The organism is Salinicola endophyticus, from assembly GCF_003206575.1.
Lineage (GTDB): Bacteria > Pseudomonadota > Gammaproteobacteria > Pseudomonadales > Halomonadaceae > Salinicola > Salinicola endophyticus.
Genome location: NZ_PZJO01000004.1, coordinates 340,088 through 354,335, shown reverse-complemented (window position 1 = coordinate 354,335; position 14,248 = coordinate 340,088). Strand labels below are relative to the sequence as shown.

At 67.5% G+C, this 14,248-nt stretch carries 13 protein-coding genes; 9 read left to right on the top strand and 4 right to left on the bottom strand.

The window, feature by feature from the left end:
* The first annotated feature begins 138 nt into the window (after positions 1-138).
* From DOM66_RS10935 to DOM66_RS10900, 8 genes are all read left to right on the top strand, one after another.
* A complete protein-coding gene (locus DOM66_RS10935; protein ID WP_110690137.1) occupies positions 139-879 on the top strand; it encodes an SDR family oxidoreductase in 741 nt (246 codons plus the stop codon).
* 223 nt (positions 880-1,102) lie between these two features.
* Positions 1,103-1,945 carry a fumarylacetoacetate hydrolase family protein gene (locus DOM66_RS10930; protein ID WP_110675480.1) on the top strand — a complete coding sequence of 281 codons (843 nt, stop codon included), beginning with the start codon at positions 1,103-1,105 and terminating at the stop codon, positions 1,943-1,945.
* 104 nt (positions 1,946-2,049) lie between these two features.
* On the top strand, positions 2,050-3,087 hold the full coding sequence (locus DOM66_RS10925; RefSeq protein ID WP_110690136.1) for a zinc-binding alcohol dehydrogenase family protein: 1,038 nt from the start codon (positions 2,050-2,052) through the stop codon (positions 3,085-3,087).
* A complete protein-coding gene (locus tag DOM66_RS10920; protein WP_110690135.1) occupies positions 3,084-4,733 on the top strand; it encodes a UxaA family hydrolase in 1,650 nt (549 codons plus the stop codon). Before DOM66_RS10925 ends, DOM66_RS10920 begins: the two co-directional genes overlap by 4 nt.
* 11 nt (positions 4,734-4,744) lie before the next feature.
* Positions 4,745-5,869: a mannitol dehydrogenase family protein gene (locus tag DOM66_RS10915; RefSeq protein ID WP_110675477.1), complete on the top strand. Its 1,125-nt coding sequence runs from the start codon at positions 4,745-4,747 to the stop codon at positions 5,867-5,869.
* 91 nt (positions 5,870-5,960) lie between these two features.
* On the top strand, positions 5,961-6,956 hold the full coding sequence (locus tag DOM66_RS10910) for a C4-dicarboxylate TRAP transporter substrate-binding protein (RefSeq protein ID WP_110690134.1): 996 nt from the start codon (positions 5,961-5,963) through the stop codon (positions 6,954-6,956).
* Positions 6,957-7,023: 67 nt separating this feature from the next.
* Positions 7,024-7,557 (top strand): TRAP transporter small permease, encoded by a 534-nt coding sequence (locus tag DOM66_RS10905; RefSeq protein ID WP_110690133.1) that lies wholly within the window; start codon positions 7,024-7,026, stop codon positions 7,555-7,557.
* A gap of 5 nt (positions 7,558-7,562) precedes the next feature.
* The gene (locus tag DOM66_RS10900) at positions 7,563-8,846 is read left to right on the top strand and encodes a TRAP transporter large permease (protein ID WP_110675474.1); all 1,284 of its coding nucleotides are present in this window, start codon (positions 7,563-7,565) and stop codon (positions 8,844-8,846) included.
* Here DOM66_RS10900 and mmuM read toward each other — a convergent pair.
* From mmuM to DOM66_RS10880, 4 genes are read right to left on the bottom strand one after another with little or no spacing between them, the layout of a single operon-like run.
* Positions 8,843-9,835, bottom strand: a complete 993-nt coding sequence (mmuM, locus tag DOM66_RS10895) for a homocysteine S-methyltransferase (protein WP_110690132.1) — start codon at positions 9,833-9,835, stop codon at positions 8,843-8,845. The genes DOM66_RS10900 and mmuM overlap by 4 nt on opposite strands.
* Positions 9,836-9,882: 47 nt before the next feature.
* A complete protein-coding gene (locus tag DOM66_RS10890; RefSeq protein ID WP_110690131.1) occupies positions 9,883-11,229 on the bottom strand; it encodes an NAD(P)/FAD-dependent oxidoreductase in 1,347 nt (448 codons plus the stop codon).
* On the bottom strand, positions 11,226-12,425 hold the full coding sequence (locus DOM66_RS10885) for a pyridoxal phosphate-dependent aminotransferase (RefSeq protein WP_110690130.1): 1,200 nt from the start codon (positions 12,423-12,425) through the stop codon (positions 11,226-11,228). Before DOM66_RS10885 ends, DOM66_RS10890 begins: the two co-directional genes overlap by 4 nt.
* Before the next feature lie 5 nt (positions 12,426-12,430).
* A complete protein-coding gene (locus tag DOM66_RS10880) occupies positions 12,431-13,213 on the bottom strand; it encodes a TetR family transcriptional regulator C-terminal domain-containing protein (RefSeq protein ID WP_245392414.1) in 783 nt (260 codons plus the stop codon).
* Positions 13,214-13,349: 136 nt separating this feature from the next.
* On the opposite strand from DOM66_RS10880, the gene DOM66_RS10870 reads away from it, so the two are divergent.
* A complete protein-coding gene (locus DOM66_RS10870) occupies positions 13,350-14,174 on the top strand; it encodes an ABC transporter ATP-binding protein (RefSeq protein WP_110690128.1) in 825 nt (274 codons plus the stop codon).
* The last annotated feature ends 74 nt before the right edge of the window (positions 14,175-14,248 follow it).

Here is a 14,248-nt window from a genome sequence, read left to right as displayed (position 1 = left end):
ATTAGACGTTTGGCGGTTTGCGGTGCCGCCACGCATAGGATAATACTCGGCCCAATGGTCAGGCCTTTAGACATTAGAAGCGAAAGGCCACCGTGCGACAACAGTCAGCCAACTTCGACAACGCTCAGGAGCCCCGCCATGCGCCTCGCCCACAAGACCGCTCTGATCACTGCTGCCGGCCAGGGCATCGGCCGCGCCACCGTCGAGCGCTTCCTGGCCGAGGGCGCGCGGGTGATCGCCACCGATATCGACGCGGCCAAGCTCGACGGGCTGGAGGCCGCCGAGTGCCACGCGCTGGATGTCACCGACGCCGCCGCGGTGAACCGCCTGATCGCGTCGCTGGGCGCCCTGGATATCGTCTTCAACTGCGCCGGCACGGTGCCCGCCGGCTCGATCCTCGAGTGCGACGAGGCCCAGTGGGCACAGGCCCAGCGACTCAACGTCGACTCGATGTTCTACACCCTGCGCGCCGCCCTGCCAGCGATGCTGGAGAACGGCGGCGGCAGCATCATCAATATGGCCTCCCTCGCCTCCAGCACCAAAGGGGTCGCCAATCGCTTCGCCTACGGCACCACCAAGGCCGCGGTGATCGGGCTGACCAAGTCGATCGCCGCCGACTTCATGACCCGCGGCATCCGCTGCAACGCCATCTGCCCGGGCACCGTGGACTCGCCCTCGCTGCGCGAACGGGTCGCCGAACAGGCACGCCAGCAGGGGCGCAGCGCCGACGAGGTGTTCGCCGAATTCGTCGCGCGTCAGCCCATGGGCCGGCTGGGCCGGGTGGAGGAGATCGCCGCGCTGGCCACCTGGCTGGCCAGTGACGAGGCCGGTTTCATCACCGGGACGGTGCAGATGATCGATGGCGGCTGGTCCAACTAGGCGTTGCACGACAACTACCCGTGCGCGGCAATACGGCGTCGACAATCGGCGGGAGCGCCCGCCCGGTCCGTTTGCGTCGATTCTTGCCTGGGCTACGCGTCCCGGTCTGGCCTTCGCTCGCTGACTTTTCGTACAAACCCTGGGTTCATCCTGGCACGACCTGCGCTCGGCACTAAAAGAGAGTGATGATGAACGCACCCATGCATAGACAGAAGGAAACGGCATGAAACTGCTACGCCACGGCCCCAAGGGGCAGGAAAAGCCGGGGATCGTCGACGCCGACGGTCGCGTGCGCGATCTCACCGGCGAGATCGATGACATCGCGGGTGAAGTGCTATCCGCCGCCGGTCTGGCGCGACTCGCCGAGCTCGACCTGAGCCGCCTGCCCGAGGTCGCCGCCGACACTCGTCTCGGCCCCTGCGTCGGCCGGGTGGGCAAGTTCATCTGCATCGGCCTCAACTATTCGGATCACGCCGCCGAGACCGGCGCCGAGGTGCCCGCCGAGCCGGTGGTGTTCAACAAGTGGACCAGCGCCATCTGCGGCCCCAACGACGACGTCGAGATCCCCCGCGATTCGACCAAGACCGACTGGGAGGTCGAGCTCGGCGTAGTGATCGGCACCGGCGGGCGCTACATCGACGAAGCCGACGCCATGAATCATGTCGCCGGCTTCTGCGTGATCAACGACGTCTCCGAGCGCGAGTTCCAGCTCGAGCGCAGCGGCACCTGGGACAAGGGCAAGGGCTGCGATACCTTCGGCCCGCTCGGCCCCTGGCTGGTGACCCGCGACGAGATCGCCGATCCCCACGATCTGAATCTGTGGCTGGAGGTCGACGGCCAGCGCTACCAGGATGGCTCGACCCGCACCATGGTGTTCCAGATCCCGCATCTGGTCGCTTACCTGAGCCGCTTCATGAGCCTGCAGCCGGGCGACGTGATCTCCACCGGTACCCCCCCGGGCGTGGGCATGGGGCAAAATCCGAAGGTCTTCCTCAAGCCGGGCCAGACCATGCGCCTGGGCATCGAAGGGCTGGGCGAACAGCGCCAGCGCTGTATCGAGAGCTGAGCGCCCCGCAACGCCGCGCCGTCTTCCCTGAGTCTGGAAGGCGGCCCGCGCGCCAATTGGCCTGACCTTTAGGCCGATATCCCTTATTTGTGAGGAGAATCCGCATGCAAGTCGTCGTCTGTTCGCGCCCCGGCGAGATGGCGCTGGTCGAGCGCCCGACGCCACCGCTGGCGCCGGGCGAAGCGCGTGTCGCCATCCGCCGTATCGGTATCTGCGGTACCGATATCCACGCCTTCGGCGGCAATCAGCCCTACTTCGAGTACCCCCGCGTGCTCGGCCACGAGCTGGCCGGGGAAGTGGTCGCGGTGGCCGACGACGTCGACCCGGCGCTGGTCGGCCAGGCGGTCTACGTCATCCCCTATCTGCACTGCGGCGAGTGTCGCGCCTGCCGCCAGGGCCGCACCAACTGCTGCCAGGCGCTCGAGGTGATCGGCGTGCACCGCGACGGCGGCATGGCGCAGACGCTCAATGTGCCCGTCACCCACCTGGTGGCGGTGCCGACGCTCTCGCCCGAGGCGCTGGCGCTGGTCGAGTGCCAGGCCATCGGCGCCCACGCCGTGCGCCGTGCCCAGGTCGCCGCCGACGAACTGGTGGTGGTGGTCGGCGCCGGGCCGATCGGTATCGGCGTGCTGCAGGTGGCCAAGAGCTGCGGCGCGCGGGTGGCGATGGTCGACACCAACCGCGAACGCCTGGCGCTGTGCCGCGAGACGCTGGGCGCCGATGCGGTATGGCACGCCGACGACGACGTGGTGGCCAGGATCGAGGCGCTCAACGCCGGCGCCCTGGCCGACGTGGTGTTCGACGCCACCGGCAACCCCAAGGCGATGAATCGGGGCTTCGACTTCGCCGGCCACGGCGGGCGCTACGTGCTGGTCAGCGTGGTCAAGGCAGAGATCAGCTTCAGCGACCCGGATTTCCACAAGAAGGAACTCACCCTGCTCGGCAGCCGCAACGCCACGCGCGAGGATTTCGAGCACGTGACCCAGCTGATGGCCGAAGGCCGGCTGCAGACCGCCCCGTTGATCACCCACCGCGGCCGGCTCGAGTCGCTGCCGACGTTGATGCCCCAGTGGTGCGCGCCCGGCAGCGGCGTGATCAAGGCCATGGTGACCCTCGAAGACGACGCGGAGACCGAGGCATGAATCCGGCGACCATCGCCAGCGACGCGCCGACGCGTCTGAGCCTGCGCATCCACCCCCGCGACAACGTCGCCGTGGCGCTGACCGACCTGCCCGCCGGGCGCGAAGTGGCAGTAGCGAACCTGCGCTTCCCCCTGGCCGACAGCGTGCGCGCCAAGCACAAGTTTGCGCTCAGCGACCTCGCACCTGGCGATGAGGTCACCATGTACGGGGTCACCGTGGGCCGCGCCACCCGGGTGATCCCCCGCGGCGGCGCGATCACCACCGACAACCTGGCCCACGCCACCGCCGGTGGCGACGCCCGCCCGGGGTCACGCGACTGGACGCCGCCCGATGTTTCGCGCTTCGCCCAGGCGACCTTCGACGGCTTCCATCGCCCGGATGGCAGCGTCGGCACCGCCAATGTGTGGCTGGTGATACCGTTGGTGTTCTGCGAGAACCGCAATATCGAGGTACTGCGCCAGTGCGTCGCCGACGCCCTGGGTGACGACCCCTATCGTGACTACAAGCGTATGGCCCGGGGCCTGCTCGACGGCATCGAAGCCACCGCGGATGCGCCCGACGAGGGGACACCGTCGCGGCGCTTTCCCAATGTCGACGGCGTGCGTTTTCTCACCCACAGCCTCGGCTGCGGCGGCACCGACGACGACGCCGAGGCGCTGTGCCAGCTGCTCGCCGGCTATGTCTGCCATCCCAACGTGGCCGGGGCGACGGTGCTCAGCCTGGGCTGCCAGAAGGCGCAGATCCGCATGCTCAAGGCGGCGGTCGCCGCGCGCGACCCGCAGGGGCTCAAGCGTGTCGACTACTTCGACCAGCAGTCCTCGCCCAGCGAGGAGCGCCTGATCCGCGACGCCCTGACCTCCATCTTCGACGGCCTCGCCAGCGCCGACCGGGTCACGCGTCAGCCCGCCGCCCTCGACAAGCTGGTGCTGGGGCTGGAGTGTGGCGGCTCGGATGGCTTCTCCGGGCTCTCCGCCAACCCGCTGGTGGGCGCGGTGGTCGACCGCCTGGTGGCGCTGGGCGGCAGCGGCATGCTCAGCGAGTTTCCCGAACTGTGCGGGGTCGAGCACGAGCTCACCGCACGCTGCGTGAGCGAGACGGTGGCGGCACGCTTCGCCGAGCTGATGAGCGCCTATCAGCGCCACGCGGCGGCGGTGGGCGCCGACTTCTCGATGAATCCCTCGCCGGGCAATATCCGCGACGGCCTGATCACCGATGCGATGAAGTCCGCCGGTGCGGCCAAGAAAGGCGGCGATGCGCCGGTGGTCGACGTGCTCGACTACACCGAGCCCCACCGTCGCCCGGGCCTGAGCCTGCTGTGCACGCCGGGCAACGACGTCGAGTCGACCACCGCCCTGGCCGGTTCCGGCGCCAACCTGATCCTCTTCACCACCGGGCTCGGCACCCCCACCGGCAACCCGGTGGCGCCGGTGCTCAAGATCGCCAGCAACAGCGCGCTGGCGCAGCGCATGCAGGACATCATCGATTTCGACGCCGGCCCCATCGTGCGCGGCGAGCGCGATATCGACGAGCTCGCCGAGGCGCTGCTGGCGCTGTGCCTGGAGGTCGCCTCCGGGCGCCATGTGACCCAGGCCCAGCGTCTCTCCCAGCACGACTTCATTCCGTGGAAGCGCGGGGTGTCGCTATGAGTCGTCTCGCCATGAACCCGTCCACGGATGCCCTCGACAGTCAGGCCAGCATCGTCCAGTTCGGTACCGGGCGCTTTCTGCTCGCCCACGTCGATGCCCTGGTCTCGGAGTCGCTGGCCAGCGGGGCCAGCTCGCGCCGCCTGCTGGTGGTGCAGTCCTCGCCGCGCGAAGAGGGCAAGCGCAAGGCGCGCCTGCTCGCCGCCCAGCGGCGCTATCCCCTGCAGATCCGTGGCCGCCGCGACGGCGTGGAGATCGACCGCGAGCAGCACGTCGACAGCATCGATGCCTGTCTCATCGCCGCCGAGCAGTGGCAGGCGCTGACCCGCCACGTCGTCGAACACGCCGAGATCATCGTCTCCAACACCGCCGACAACGGCTTCGAGGTCGGCACCGATTCGAGCCTCGCCCCGGTGCCGGCCAGCTATCCCGGCAAGCTGACCCAGCTGTTGCGGGCACGCTTCGACGCCGGCCGCGACGGGCTGACGATCCTGCCCTGCGAGCTGATCGAGCACAACGCCAGCGAGCTGCTGGCACGGGTGACCCGGCTGGCCCGGCAAGACGGCCACCCCGACGCCTTTGTCACCTGGCTGGAGACCCGCTGCGTGTGGGCCGACACCCTGGTCGATCGCATCGTCTCGGCACCGCTGGAGCCGCTGGGTGCCATCGCCGAACCCTATGCGCTGTGGGCGATCGCCCGCCGCCCGGGGCTGACGCTGCCGTGCGTGCATGCCGACGTCGAGGTCGTCGACGACCTGCGCCCGGCGATGCTGCGCAAGCTGCACATCCTCAACCTCGCCCACAGCGTGCTGGTCCACCACTGGCAGCGTCTGGGGCAACCGGTGGCGACGGTGCGCGAGGCGATGCAGCGCCCCGAGCTGAGCGAGCCTTTACGCGCGCTGCTCGACGCCGAGGTGCTGCCGACGCTGGCCGCCGAACTGCCGCTGGCTGCGCTCGAACGCTACCGCGACGTCACCCTGGAGCGCTTCGCCAACCCCTTTCTCGACCACCGCCTGGCGGATATCGCCCAGCACCACGCGACCAAGCTGGAGCGCCGCCTGCGCCCGGTGGTGGAACAGGCCGAGCGCCAGGGGCGTCGCGTCCCGGGGCTCATCGATGCCCTCGGCGGGGCGAACTAGAGGCCCTGACGCCGCCCACGAATGACCGACCACGCTTGACCGACCACGACAAGATCGACAACGAGCAGATCAACGACAAAAGGAAACACCCATGACAATGCAGCGCTGGTTCCGCTTCACCGCTTCCCTCTCCCTCGCCGGCCTGAGTGCCCTGGCGCTCACCGGGCCAGCCCAGGCCGCCACCGAGATCCGCGTCGCCTACGGCAACCAGTCGGGCGAGCCGGTCGACGTCGCGGTCAAGGCCTGGGCCGAACGCGTCAACGAAGAGAGTCACGGCGAACTTCAGCTCAAGGCGTTTCCCGCCAGCCAGCTCGGTGGCGAGACCGAAGTGATGGAGCAGGCGCGCTTCGGCTCGCCGCTGATCACCATCACCGCCTACTCCAACTTCATGAGTTCGGTGCCCGATCTCTCGGTGCTCGATGCGCCCTATCTGGCCAAGGACTTCGACAGCAAGCTCAAGGTGTTCGACTCCGAGTGGTTCGCCGAGCAGGAGAAGAAGGTCGAAGCCGCCGGCTATCACATCGTGATCCCCAATACCGTCTACGGTGTGCGCCAGCTGCTCTCCCGCGACCCCGTGGCGACCCCGCAAGACCTCTCGGGGGTCAAGATCCGGGTCCAGAACTCGCCGATGTACGTCGCCGCGATCAAGGCGATGGGCGCGGTGCCCACGCCGATGTCGCTGGGCGATGTCTATCCGGCGCTGGCCCAGGGCCTGGTCGACGGGGTCGAGAACCCGCTGCCGGTACTCTACGGCGGCAAGTTCTATGAAGTGGTCAAGAACCTCAACCTCACCTCGCACATGCATACCGTCGCCCCCTTCGTCACCGGCGAGGCGTTCTGGGAACAGCTGAGCCCGGAGGATCGGAAGATCCTCACCGAGACCGGTCAGGAGATGGCCCAGCACCTGCGCACGCTGGTCGAAAAGGAGACCGACAAGTCGCTGCAGCAGCTCAAGGATGCCGGCGTCCAGGTCAACGAAGTGGATATCGCCCCGTTCCGCAAGCGCGCCCAGGAGGAGATTCCCAAGGCGTTCCCGCAGTGGAGCGAGGGGCTGTATCAACGGGTGAGTCAGATCATCAACGGTTGATCGAGCCGCTTTCCCGGCATGACAGCGCTCCCGCTCGACATCGAGCGGGAGCGCCATGGAGTTGACCATGCAAACGCTTTTCAAGGCCCTCGACCGCCTGATGCGCCTCGATGAGGTGATCGCCAGCCTGGCGCTGTTCGGGCTGTTCGTGGTGGCGATCGCCAACGTCTTCATGCGCTATCTCTTCGCCGCACCGCTGGCCTGGAGCGAGGAGGTACTGCAGCTTCTGATGGTGTGGGCGACCTTTCTCGGCGCCAGCGCCCTGGTGCGCCGCAACGAGCACGTCCTGATCGGCCTGCTGGGCGACAAGCTGCCGCCCCGGCTGCGCCGCTGGAATACCCGGATCTTCAATGTCGGCATCGTCATGCTGTGTGCCCTGGCGATGCTCTACTGGGGTCTGGAACTGCTGCCCTTCTCGCGTTTCCGCAGCACCCCGATGCTGCAGATCCCCTACACCTGGATCCATGTCGCCATCCCCATCAGCGCCGCCATGATGCTCTACCACGGGCTGGTGCGCCTGATCACCGATGACCGTGGCGTGACGTCATCGGACGCGACCGCCGACGTCGACACCACCGATGTCTTGAACACCAAGGAGTGATATCGATGGCCGTTGGCATCGCGCTCGTCGCGCTCTTCATCCTGTTCTGCCTGGGCACGCCGGTGGCCTTCGCGCTGTTCGCGTCGAGCCTGACCTACTTTCTGATCGGTGCCGACCAGCCGATGGTGATGCTGATCCAGCGCCTCGCCGGCGGGCTGGAGTCGATCTCGCTGCTGGCGATTCCGTTCTTCATCATGGCCGGGGTGTTCATGAACCACTCCGGTATCACCGAGCGTCTGCTCAAGCTGGCCGAGCTGATGACCCGTCGCCTGCACGGCGGGCTGGCCCAGGCCAACGTGCTGCTGAGCACCTTCATGGGCGGGCTCTCCGGCTCCAACATCGCCGACGCGGCAATGAACGCCAAGCTGCTGGTGCCGAGCATGACCAAGGCGGGCTACCCCAAGGCGTTCTCGAGTGCGATCACCGCTTCGTCGTCGCTGATCACCTCGACCATCCCGCCGGGCATCGCGCTGATCGTCTACGGCTACGTCAACAACGTCTCGATCGGCCGGCTGTTCCTGGCCGGCGTCGTCCCCGGCGTGCTGATGGCGGTCGCCATGATGGTGCTGGTATCGATCCAGTGCCGCCGCCTCGGCTACCAGAAGCCGCGCCGCGAGCGGATCAGTCGCCACGAGTGGGTCAGCGTGACCCGTGCAGGGATCATCGCCCTGCTGCTGCCGGTGGTGGTGATCGGGGGCATCCGTATCGGCGTGTTCACGCCCACCGAGGCGGGCGCCATGGCGGTGCTCTATGCGCTGATCGTGGGGCTGTTCGTCTACCGCGAGATGGGCCTGGGCAGCGTCGCCGTGGCCACCCGCGAATCGCTGATGGCCTCGGTCAACGTGCTCTTCATCATTGCCGTGGCATCGGGCTTCGCCCGCGTGCTCACCTGGGAGCAGATTCCGCAGCAGATTGCGCTGATGCTCTCTTCGGGCGTCGGCAGTGCGGTCGCCTTCCTGCTGATCGCCAACCTGCTGCTGCTGGTGCTGGGGATGTTCCTCGAGGGCAACGCCATCCTGATCGTGCTGTCGCCGCTGCTGGCACCGGTCGCGGCCCAGTTCGGCATCGACCCGGTGCACTTCGGCATCGTCTTCATCCTCAACGCCTCGATCGGCACGATCACGCCACCGCTGGGGACGGTGATGTTCACCACCTGCTCGATCACCGGCGTCTCGATCGGCGCCTTCATTCGCGCGATCCTGCCCTACTGGCTGCTGCTGGTGGCGCTGCTGCTGGTGGTCACCTTCGTCCCCGCGGTCTCGCTGACACTGCCCAACTGGGTGTTCTAGCCGGGCATCCGTGCCTGGCGCGCCAGGGCCAACGCCCCGATATCATCCGGCCCGGTACGGCAGCAGCCGCCGATGGCGCTGGCACCGGCGGCCAGCCAGCGCGGCAGCCCGTCGGCGAGATCACGGGGTGCCAGTGCGTGCGCGCAGCCGGCGTGCCAGCTCTTGGTCTCCGGATCATAGGCTTCGCCGGAGTTGGGGTAGACGATGATCGGCAGCTGGGTGACGCGGCGCAGACGCGTGACCAGACTTTCGATATGGGCCAGTGCCGTGCAGTTGATACCGATGGCGGCGATGCCCGGCAGCCCGTCCAGGGCCTCGCCGCAGGCCTCGATCGGCGTGCCGTCGCTGATGAGCCCCTCATCGCGTGCCGAGAAGGTGACCCAGGCGGGAACCGGGGCAGTGGCGAGCAGATCCGCGATCGCCAGCGCCTCATCGAGCGCGGGCAGCGTCTCCACCGCGAGCAGATCCGGCTCGGCGGCGAGCAGCCTCTCCAGGCGCGCACGATGGAAGTCCGCCAGGCCCGCCCGGTCGATATCGAGATCGGCATAGCCCCGGTATTCGCTGCCATCGGCGAGATAGGCACCGTAAGGCCCGACCGAGGCGGCCACCAGCGGCCGCGGGCGCCGTTCGCTGGCGTGTTGCGTCCAGAAGGCATCGCGCGCCTCCTTCGCCAGCGTCACCGACCGCTCGATCAAGGCTTCGGCCTCACCGGCCTCGAGCCCGGCACGCATGAACCCCTCCCGCGTCGCCTGGTAGCTGGCGGTGATCGCGCAGTCCGCGCCGGCTTCGAAATAGGCGCGATGGACCTGGCGGATGACCTCTGGCGCATCGCGCAGGACCCGCGCCGACCACAAGGGATCATTGAGATCGCAGCCGTGGCGTTCGAGTTCGGTGGCCAGGGCGCCGTCGACGATCATGAAGGGAAACCGTTCGACGATCTGGGCGACGGGGTTACGACGGGGTGTCGATACAGGGCGTGGGGCGGGCATGGTCGAGCAGTCTCTATCAGGAAGTACGAAAAAAGCGTAGCGCCAAGTCAGAGCGCGGGGCCCGGCACGATCGGCGACCCATCGCTGAACCGGGCGAAACGAAAGCGATGCAGATCATGTCCGCTCGCCCTGCCCAGCACAAGGTCGGCCAGCACGCGGCCGAACCCCGGGCCTATACCGAAGCCATGCGCGGACATGCCGGTACCGATGGTCAGGCCCGGCAGTGGCGCACAGCGATCGACGATCGGGACGACATCGGGCATGGCGTCGATCATGCCGGCCCAGGCGGCCTTGACCCGGACCTCCCCCAGTGCCGGAAACAGCGCGCCGAAGGCCCGGGGCATCTCCCTCACGACACGGGCATTGGGCTTCGGGTCGAGCATGCGCATGCGCTCCAGGGGCGTCTCGCGATCGGCGGACCAGCGTCGCGCCAGCCCCCAGGCATCGGGGAACCCCGCCGGCGCCTTGAGCTTGAACCGAGTCCCGAACGGGTCGGCGCGGAGCGCCGGCCAGTAGCACCGCGCGTGGCGAAACGCCTCCGGCCCGAGGAAGAGCTCGTGGAAACCGGCGGCGGCCAGCGTATAGCCGCCATCCTGACGGCGGCGGAAAGCGACCTTGTCATCGGTCGCCGCGCCGGCGTAGACCTCATCCAGCGGCTGGGTGGCAATCACCGTGCCCCGCACAGACAGCTGGGGAATATCGATACCGCTCTGGCGCAGCAGCAGCGAACTCCAGGCGCCACCGGCGACCACGACCTCGGGGGCACGAATCCGCCCGGCTTCGGTCACCACCCCGGCGACCCGTCCCCCCGCCGTATCGATCTCTCTCACCGCGCAGTTTTCGATGATGGTCACGCCTTCGCGCGCCGCCAGACGCGCCAGCGCCGGCACGGCCTTCCACGGCTCCGCCCGCATGTCGGAGGGGGTTTCCATGGCGCCGACCACCGGCCTCGACATGCCCGGGATCCGCGCGGCGGCCTGCGCGCCGTCCAGGAGCCGCGTATCCAGACCGTGCTCGCGGGCATGTACCAGCCATTGATGGAACGACGCCATCTCCGCCTCGGTGCGGGCAAAGTAGGTCACCCCTCCGGGCGCCAACCCGATATCCTCGCCGCACTCATCGGCCAGGCTGCGCCAGAGCGCGATCGCTTCGCGGGAGATCGGCAGCTCCTCCGGTGCCCGCCCCTGCTGGCGGATCCAGCCCCAGTTGCGCGACGACTGCTCACCTGCGACACGGCCTTTCTCCAGCAGGGTGACGGCGACACCGCGCCGAGCGAGAAACAGCGCGCAGGTGACGCCGATCACCCCGGCACCGACCACCACCACGTCACTCTCTGCCGGCAGCGGCGCCTGCCATTCGACAGGGTTGTCGAGGGTCATGGGAAAACCTGTCATACCCTGTCTCCCGGCATCCGGGCGTCGTGATCGAGCGCTTCGCATAGCCGCCCGATGCGCGTGACGGCCTCCATCAGCACCTCATCGGGCACCGTGAGCGCCACGCGAATCAGATCCGTGGCGCTCTCCCCGAAGGACGCGCCCGGCATCACGGCGACGCCGTACCGTGCCAGCAACTGCTCGGCAAAGGCTTCACCATCGAGCCCGGTACGCGAGACATCGATCATCAGGAACATGCCCCCCTGCGGCAGGCTGGCGGACAGCAGGGGCCATTCGGCAATCGCCGCGGTGACGCGACGCGCGCGACGGCCGAGGGCTTCGCGCAGGCGTTCCGCGGTGTCGAAATCACCGCGCAACGCCGCTTCGGTCATATCGGCGATGAACGGCTGGTTGCCGAACAGCATGGTTTCCGACAGCGGCAGCAGACGCCGGGAGAACGCGACCGGGCCGATCGACCAGCCGCTGCGGAACCCGGTGGCGGCGTGACTCTTGGAGATCGAAGAGACCGCCACGGTGCGCTCGCGCAACGCGGCGATCTCCAGCGGCGAGACGAACTCGCCCTCGAAGATCAGTGCCTCGTACACCTCGTCACACACGATCCACAGATCGTGCTCGATACAGAGTTGGCCGAGCGCTTCGATCGTCGCGCGATCCAGCACCGCACCGGTCGGGTTGTGCGGGGTATTGAGCAGCAGCACCCGGCTCGCCGGCGTGATCGCCGCCCGCAGGTCTTGCGGCTGCATCACGAAGCCATGTTCGATATGCAGGGGGACCGACTGCAGCGAGGCCCCGGCGGCGCGAATCACGCCCTCGTAGGTGGCGTAGAAGGGGTTGCCGGTCAACACGCCTTCGCCCTCCCCCGCCAGGGCCAGGATCACCGCAAACAGCGCCGTCTGCGTACCGGGAAAGCAGAGCACGTTCTCCTCGCCGATATCGGGCAGCCGGGGGGCATAGTGATCGATCAGCGCCGCCACGAGCCCCTGCTCCCCACGGCCGTTGGAGTAGCGCGTGCGCCCTGCGCGCAATGCCTCGACACAGCACTCGACGAGGGCAGGATCGGTGGTGATGTCGGGCTCACCGATAGTCAGCTCGATGATCTCCTCACCGGCAGCGATACGCTGCCGCGACTCGTTGTGAAGTCTCCATTTGTCACCACCGATCCCTCGAAGACGGTCGGTAATCGCAGCATAACGCATGAAAATCAGTTCCTGTCGGGTGGGGTGTCGGCGTGGGGCTCCAGATGGATCGACAGCGCGTCGGCCGGCAACGAGAGGATACCCGCGGCCGCGGTCAGTGCGATGCGGGGCAGTCGATCGGCCGCGTAGAGCCCATGATCGAGAGAGCCCTCCAGCCAGAGGCCGTCGATGAGACCGTTGAGCGCCACCGCCTGATCCTGGCAAGCTTCCGCGGAGACGGGCCGCTGTCTCGCCGCCATGACCGCGTGGATCATCGTCTCGAGCAGATCGAGGAAGTCACGATAGCTCTCGCGATGGATGTCGGCATAACTCGGCAGCGCGCGGATCCGGCCAATGAAGGTGGCCCAGAGCGATACGTTGCGGTCCGACAGATTGGGCGGTGTGACATTGGCGATGATGAACCGGGCCAGACGCCGCTCGGGGTGGGTGGCGTCCTGTCCCGAGGCCTGGGCGGCCTGCATGGTCAACTGGCCTACCAGATAGCCGTAGGCAGCGAGTACCATGTCCTCCTTCGAGCCGAAATAGTGCCTGATGAGACCTGCCGTCACGTTGGCCCTTTCCGCTATCCGTCGTGCCGTCGCACCGTCCAGGCCGTGCTGTGCGATGCACTCCAGCGTCGCCTCGAGCATGCTGCGACGTCGCTCGTCGAGAGACAGGCGCTGGAACGTCTTGCGGCTCATGGATGACGTGGCTCTCCGTGACACGATGTGGGTTTCCACCCTGCGCCGAAGGCGCGCTCCGGCCGATACAGCCTTGATGCAGGCCGGCTCGCGGCGGGCCAGTGGCATCCGGCCTTTGCTTCTTGGGATGGTTGTTATACTGTCGTATAACAACAGTGAGATTGCAAGAGCCCACCTATCGCGCGCCGACGCCTGAATCGCAGGCATTTCCAGGATCCGGCAGGCCGCAAACAGGGGAAATCCTATGCAACAACAAGCTGTGACAGGCGATGTCACGCAACCTGATGGCACCGCGCCGTCAGCCACCGCGCCGGCGGTCGAGATTCGCGCTCTGCGCAAGTCGTTCAGCGGCGTCGAGGTGCTCAAGGGCATCTCCTTGACCGCGCGACAGGGCGATATCGTCGCCATCATCGGCGGCTCGGGCTCGGGCAAATCGACCCTGCTGCGCTGCATCAATCTGCTCGAGAAGCCCTCCGCCGGCGAGATCGCCATCCAGGGCGAACCCTACCAGCTGCGACCGGACAAGGATGGCGCTCTGGTACCCGTCGATCGCCGCCAGATCCAGCGTATTCGTGCCCACCTCGGCATGGTCTTCCAGAGCTTCAACCTGTGGCCGCACCGCACGGTGCTCGGGAACGTCATCGAAGTGCCCATCCATGTCCTGAAGATGCCGCGGGAAGCCGCCATCGCGCGCGCCCGAACACTGCTCGAACGGGTCGGGCTGGGTGACAAACTGGACGTCTACCCCAGTTTTCTCTCCGGCGGCCAGCAGCAGCGCGCGGCCATCGCCCGCGTGCTGGCCGTCGACCCCCTGGCCATGCTGTTCGATGAGCCGACGTCGGCGCTCGACCCGGAGCTGGTGGGCGAAGTCCTGTCCGTGATCCGCGACCTGGCTGCCGAGCACCGCACCATGCTGCTGGTCACGCATGAAATGGCGTTTGCTCGCGACGTCGCCACGCATGTGGTGTTCCTGCGCGATGGCATCATCGAGGAGCAGGGAAGTCCGGCACAGATTTTCGAGTCACCGCAATCGGAAAACCTAAAACAGTTCATAAGATCCGTTGCGTGACGACACGATCCAACTTCGACGCCAGCCGTGCGGCCTCTCCCCGCGCGCGACGTGCCCAGGCACTGCCATGCTCA

Bases quoted from the DNA above. Each gene is read 5' to 3' on its own strand.
- DOM66_RS10935 (WP_110690137.1), top strand. From the start codon at position 139: ATGCGCCTCGCCCACAAGACCGCTCTGATCACTGCTGCCGGCCAGGGC.
- DOM66_RS10930 (WP_110675480.1), top strand. From the start codon at position 1,103: ATGAAACTGCTACGCCACGGCCCCAAGGGGCAGGAAAAGCCGGGGATC.
- DOM66_RS10925 (WP_110690136.1), top strand. From the start codon at position 2,050: ATGCAAGTCGTCGTCTGTTCGCGCCCCGGCGAGATGGCGCTGGTCGAG.
- DOM66_RS10920 (WP_110690135.1), top strand. From the start codon at position 3,084: ATGAATCCGGCGACCATCGCCAGCGACGCGCCGACGCGTCTGAGCCTG.
- DOM66_RS10915 (WP_110675477.1), top strand. From the start codon at position 4,745: ATGAACCCGTCCACGGATGCCCTCGACAGTCAGGCCAGCATCGTCCAG.
- DOM66_RS10910 (WP_110690134.1), top strand. From the start codon at position 5,961: ATGACAATGCAGCGCTGGTTCCGCTTCACCGCTTCCCTCTCCCTCGCC.
- DOM66_RS10905 (WP_110690133.1), top strand. From the start codon at position 7,024: ATGCAAACGCTTTTCAAGGCCCTCGACCGCCTGATGCGCCTCGATGAG.
- DOM66_RS10900 (WP_110675474.1), top strand. From the start codon at position 7,563: ATGGCCGTTGGCATCGCGCTCGTCGCGCTCTTCATCCTGTTCTGCCTG.
- mmuM (WP_110690132.1), bottom strand. From the start codon at position 9,835: ATGCCCGCCCCACGCCCTGTATCGACACCCCGTCGTAACCCCGTCGCC.
- DOM66_RS10890 (WP_110690131.1), bottom strand. From the start codon at position 11,229: ATGACAGGTTTTCCCATGACCCTCGACAACCCTGTCGAATGGCAGGCG.
- DOM66_RS10885 (WP_110690130.1), bottom strand. From the start codon at position 12,425: ATGCGTTATGCTGCGATTACCGACCGTCTTCGAGGGATCGGTGGTGAC.
- DOM66_RS10880 (WP_245392414.1), bottom strand. From the start codon at position 13,213: ATGCCACTGGCCCGCCGCGAGCCGGCCTGCATCAAGGCTGTATCGGCC.
- DOM66_RS10870 (WP_110690128.1), top strand. From the start codon at position 13,350: ATGCAACAACAAGCTGTGACAGGCGATGTCACGCAACCTGATGGCACC.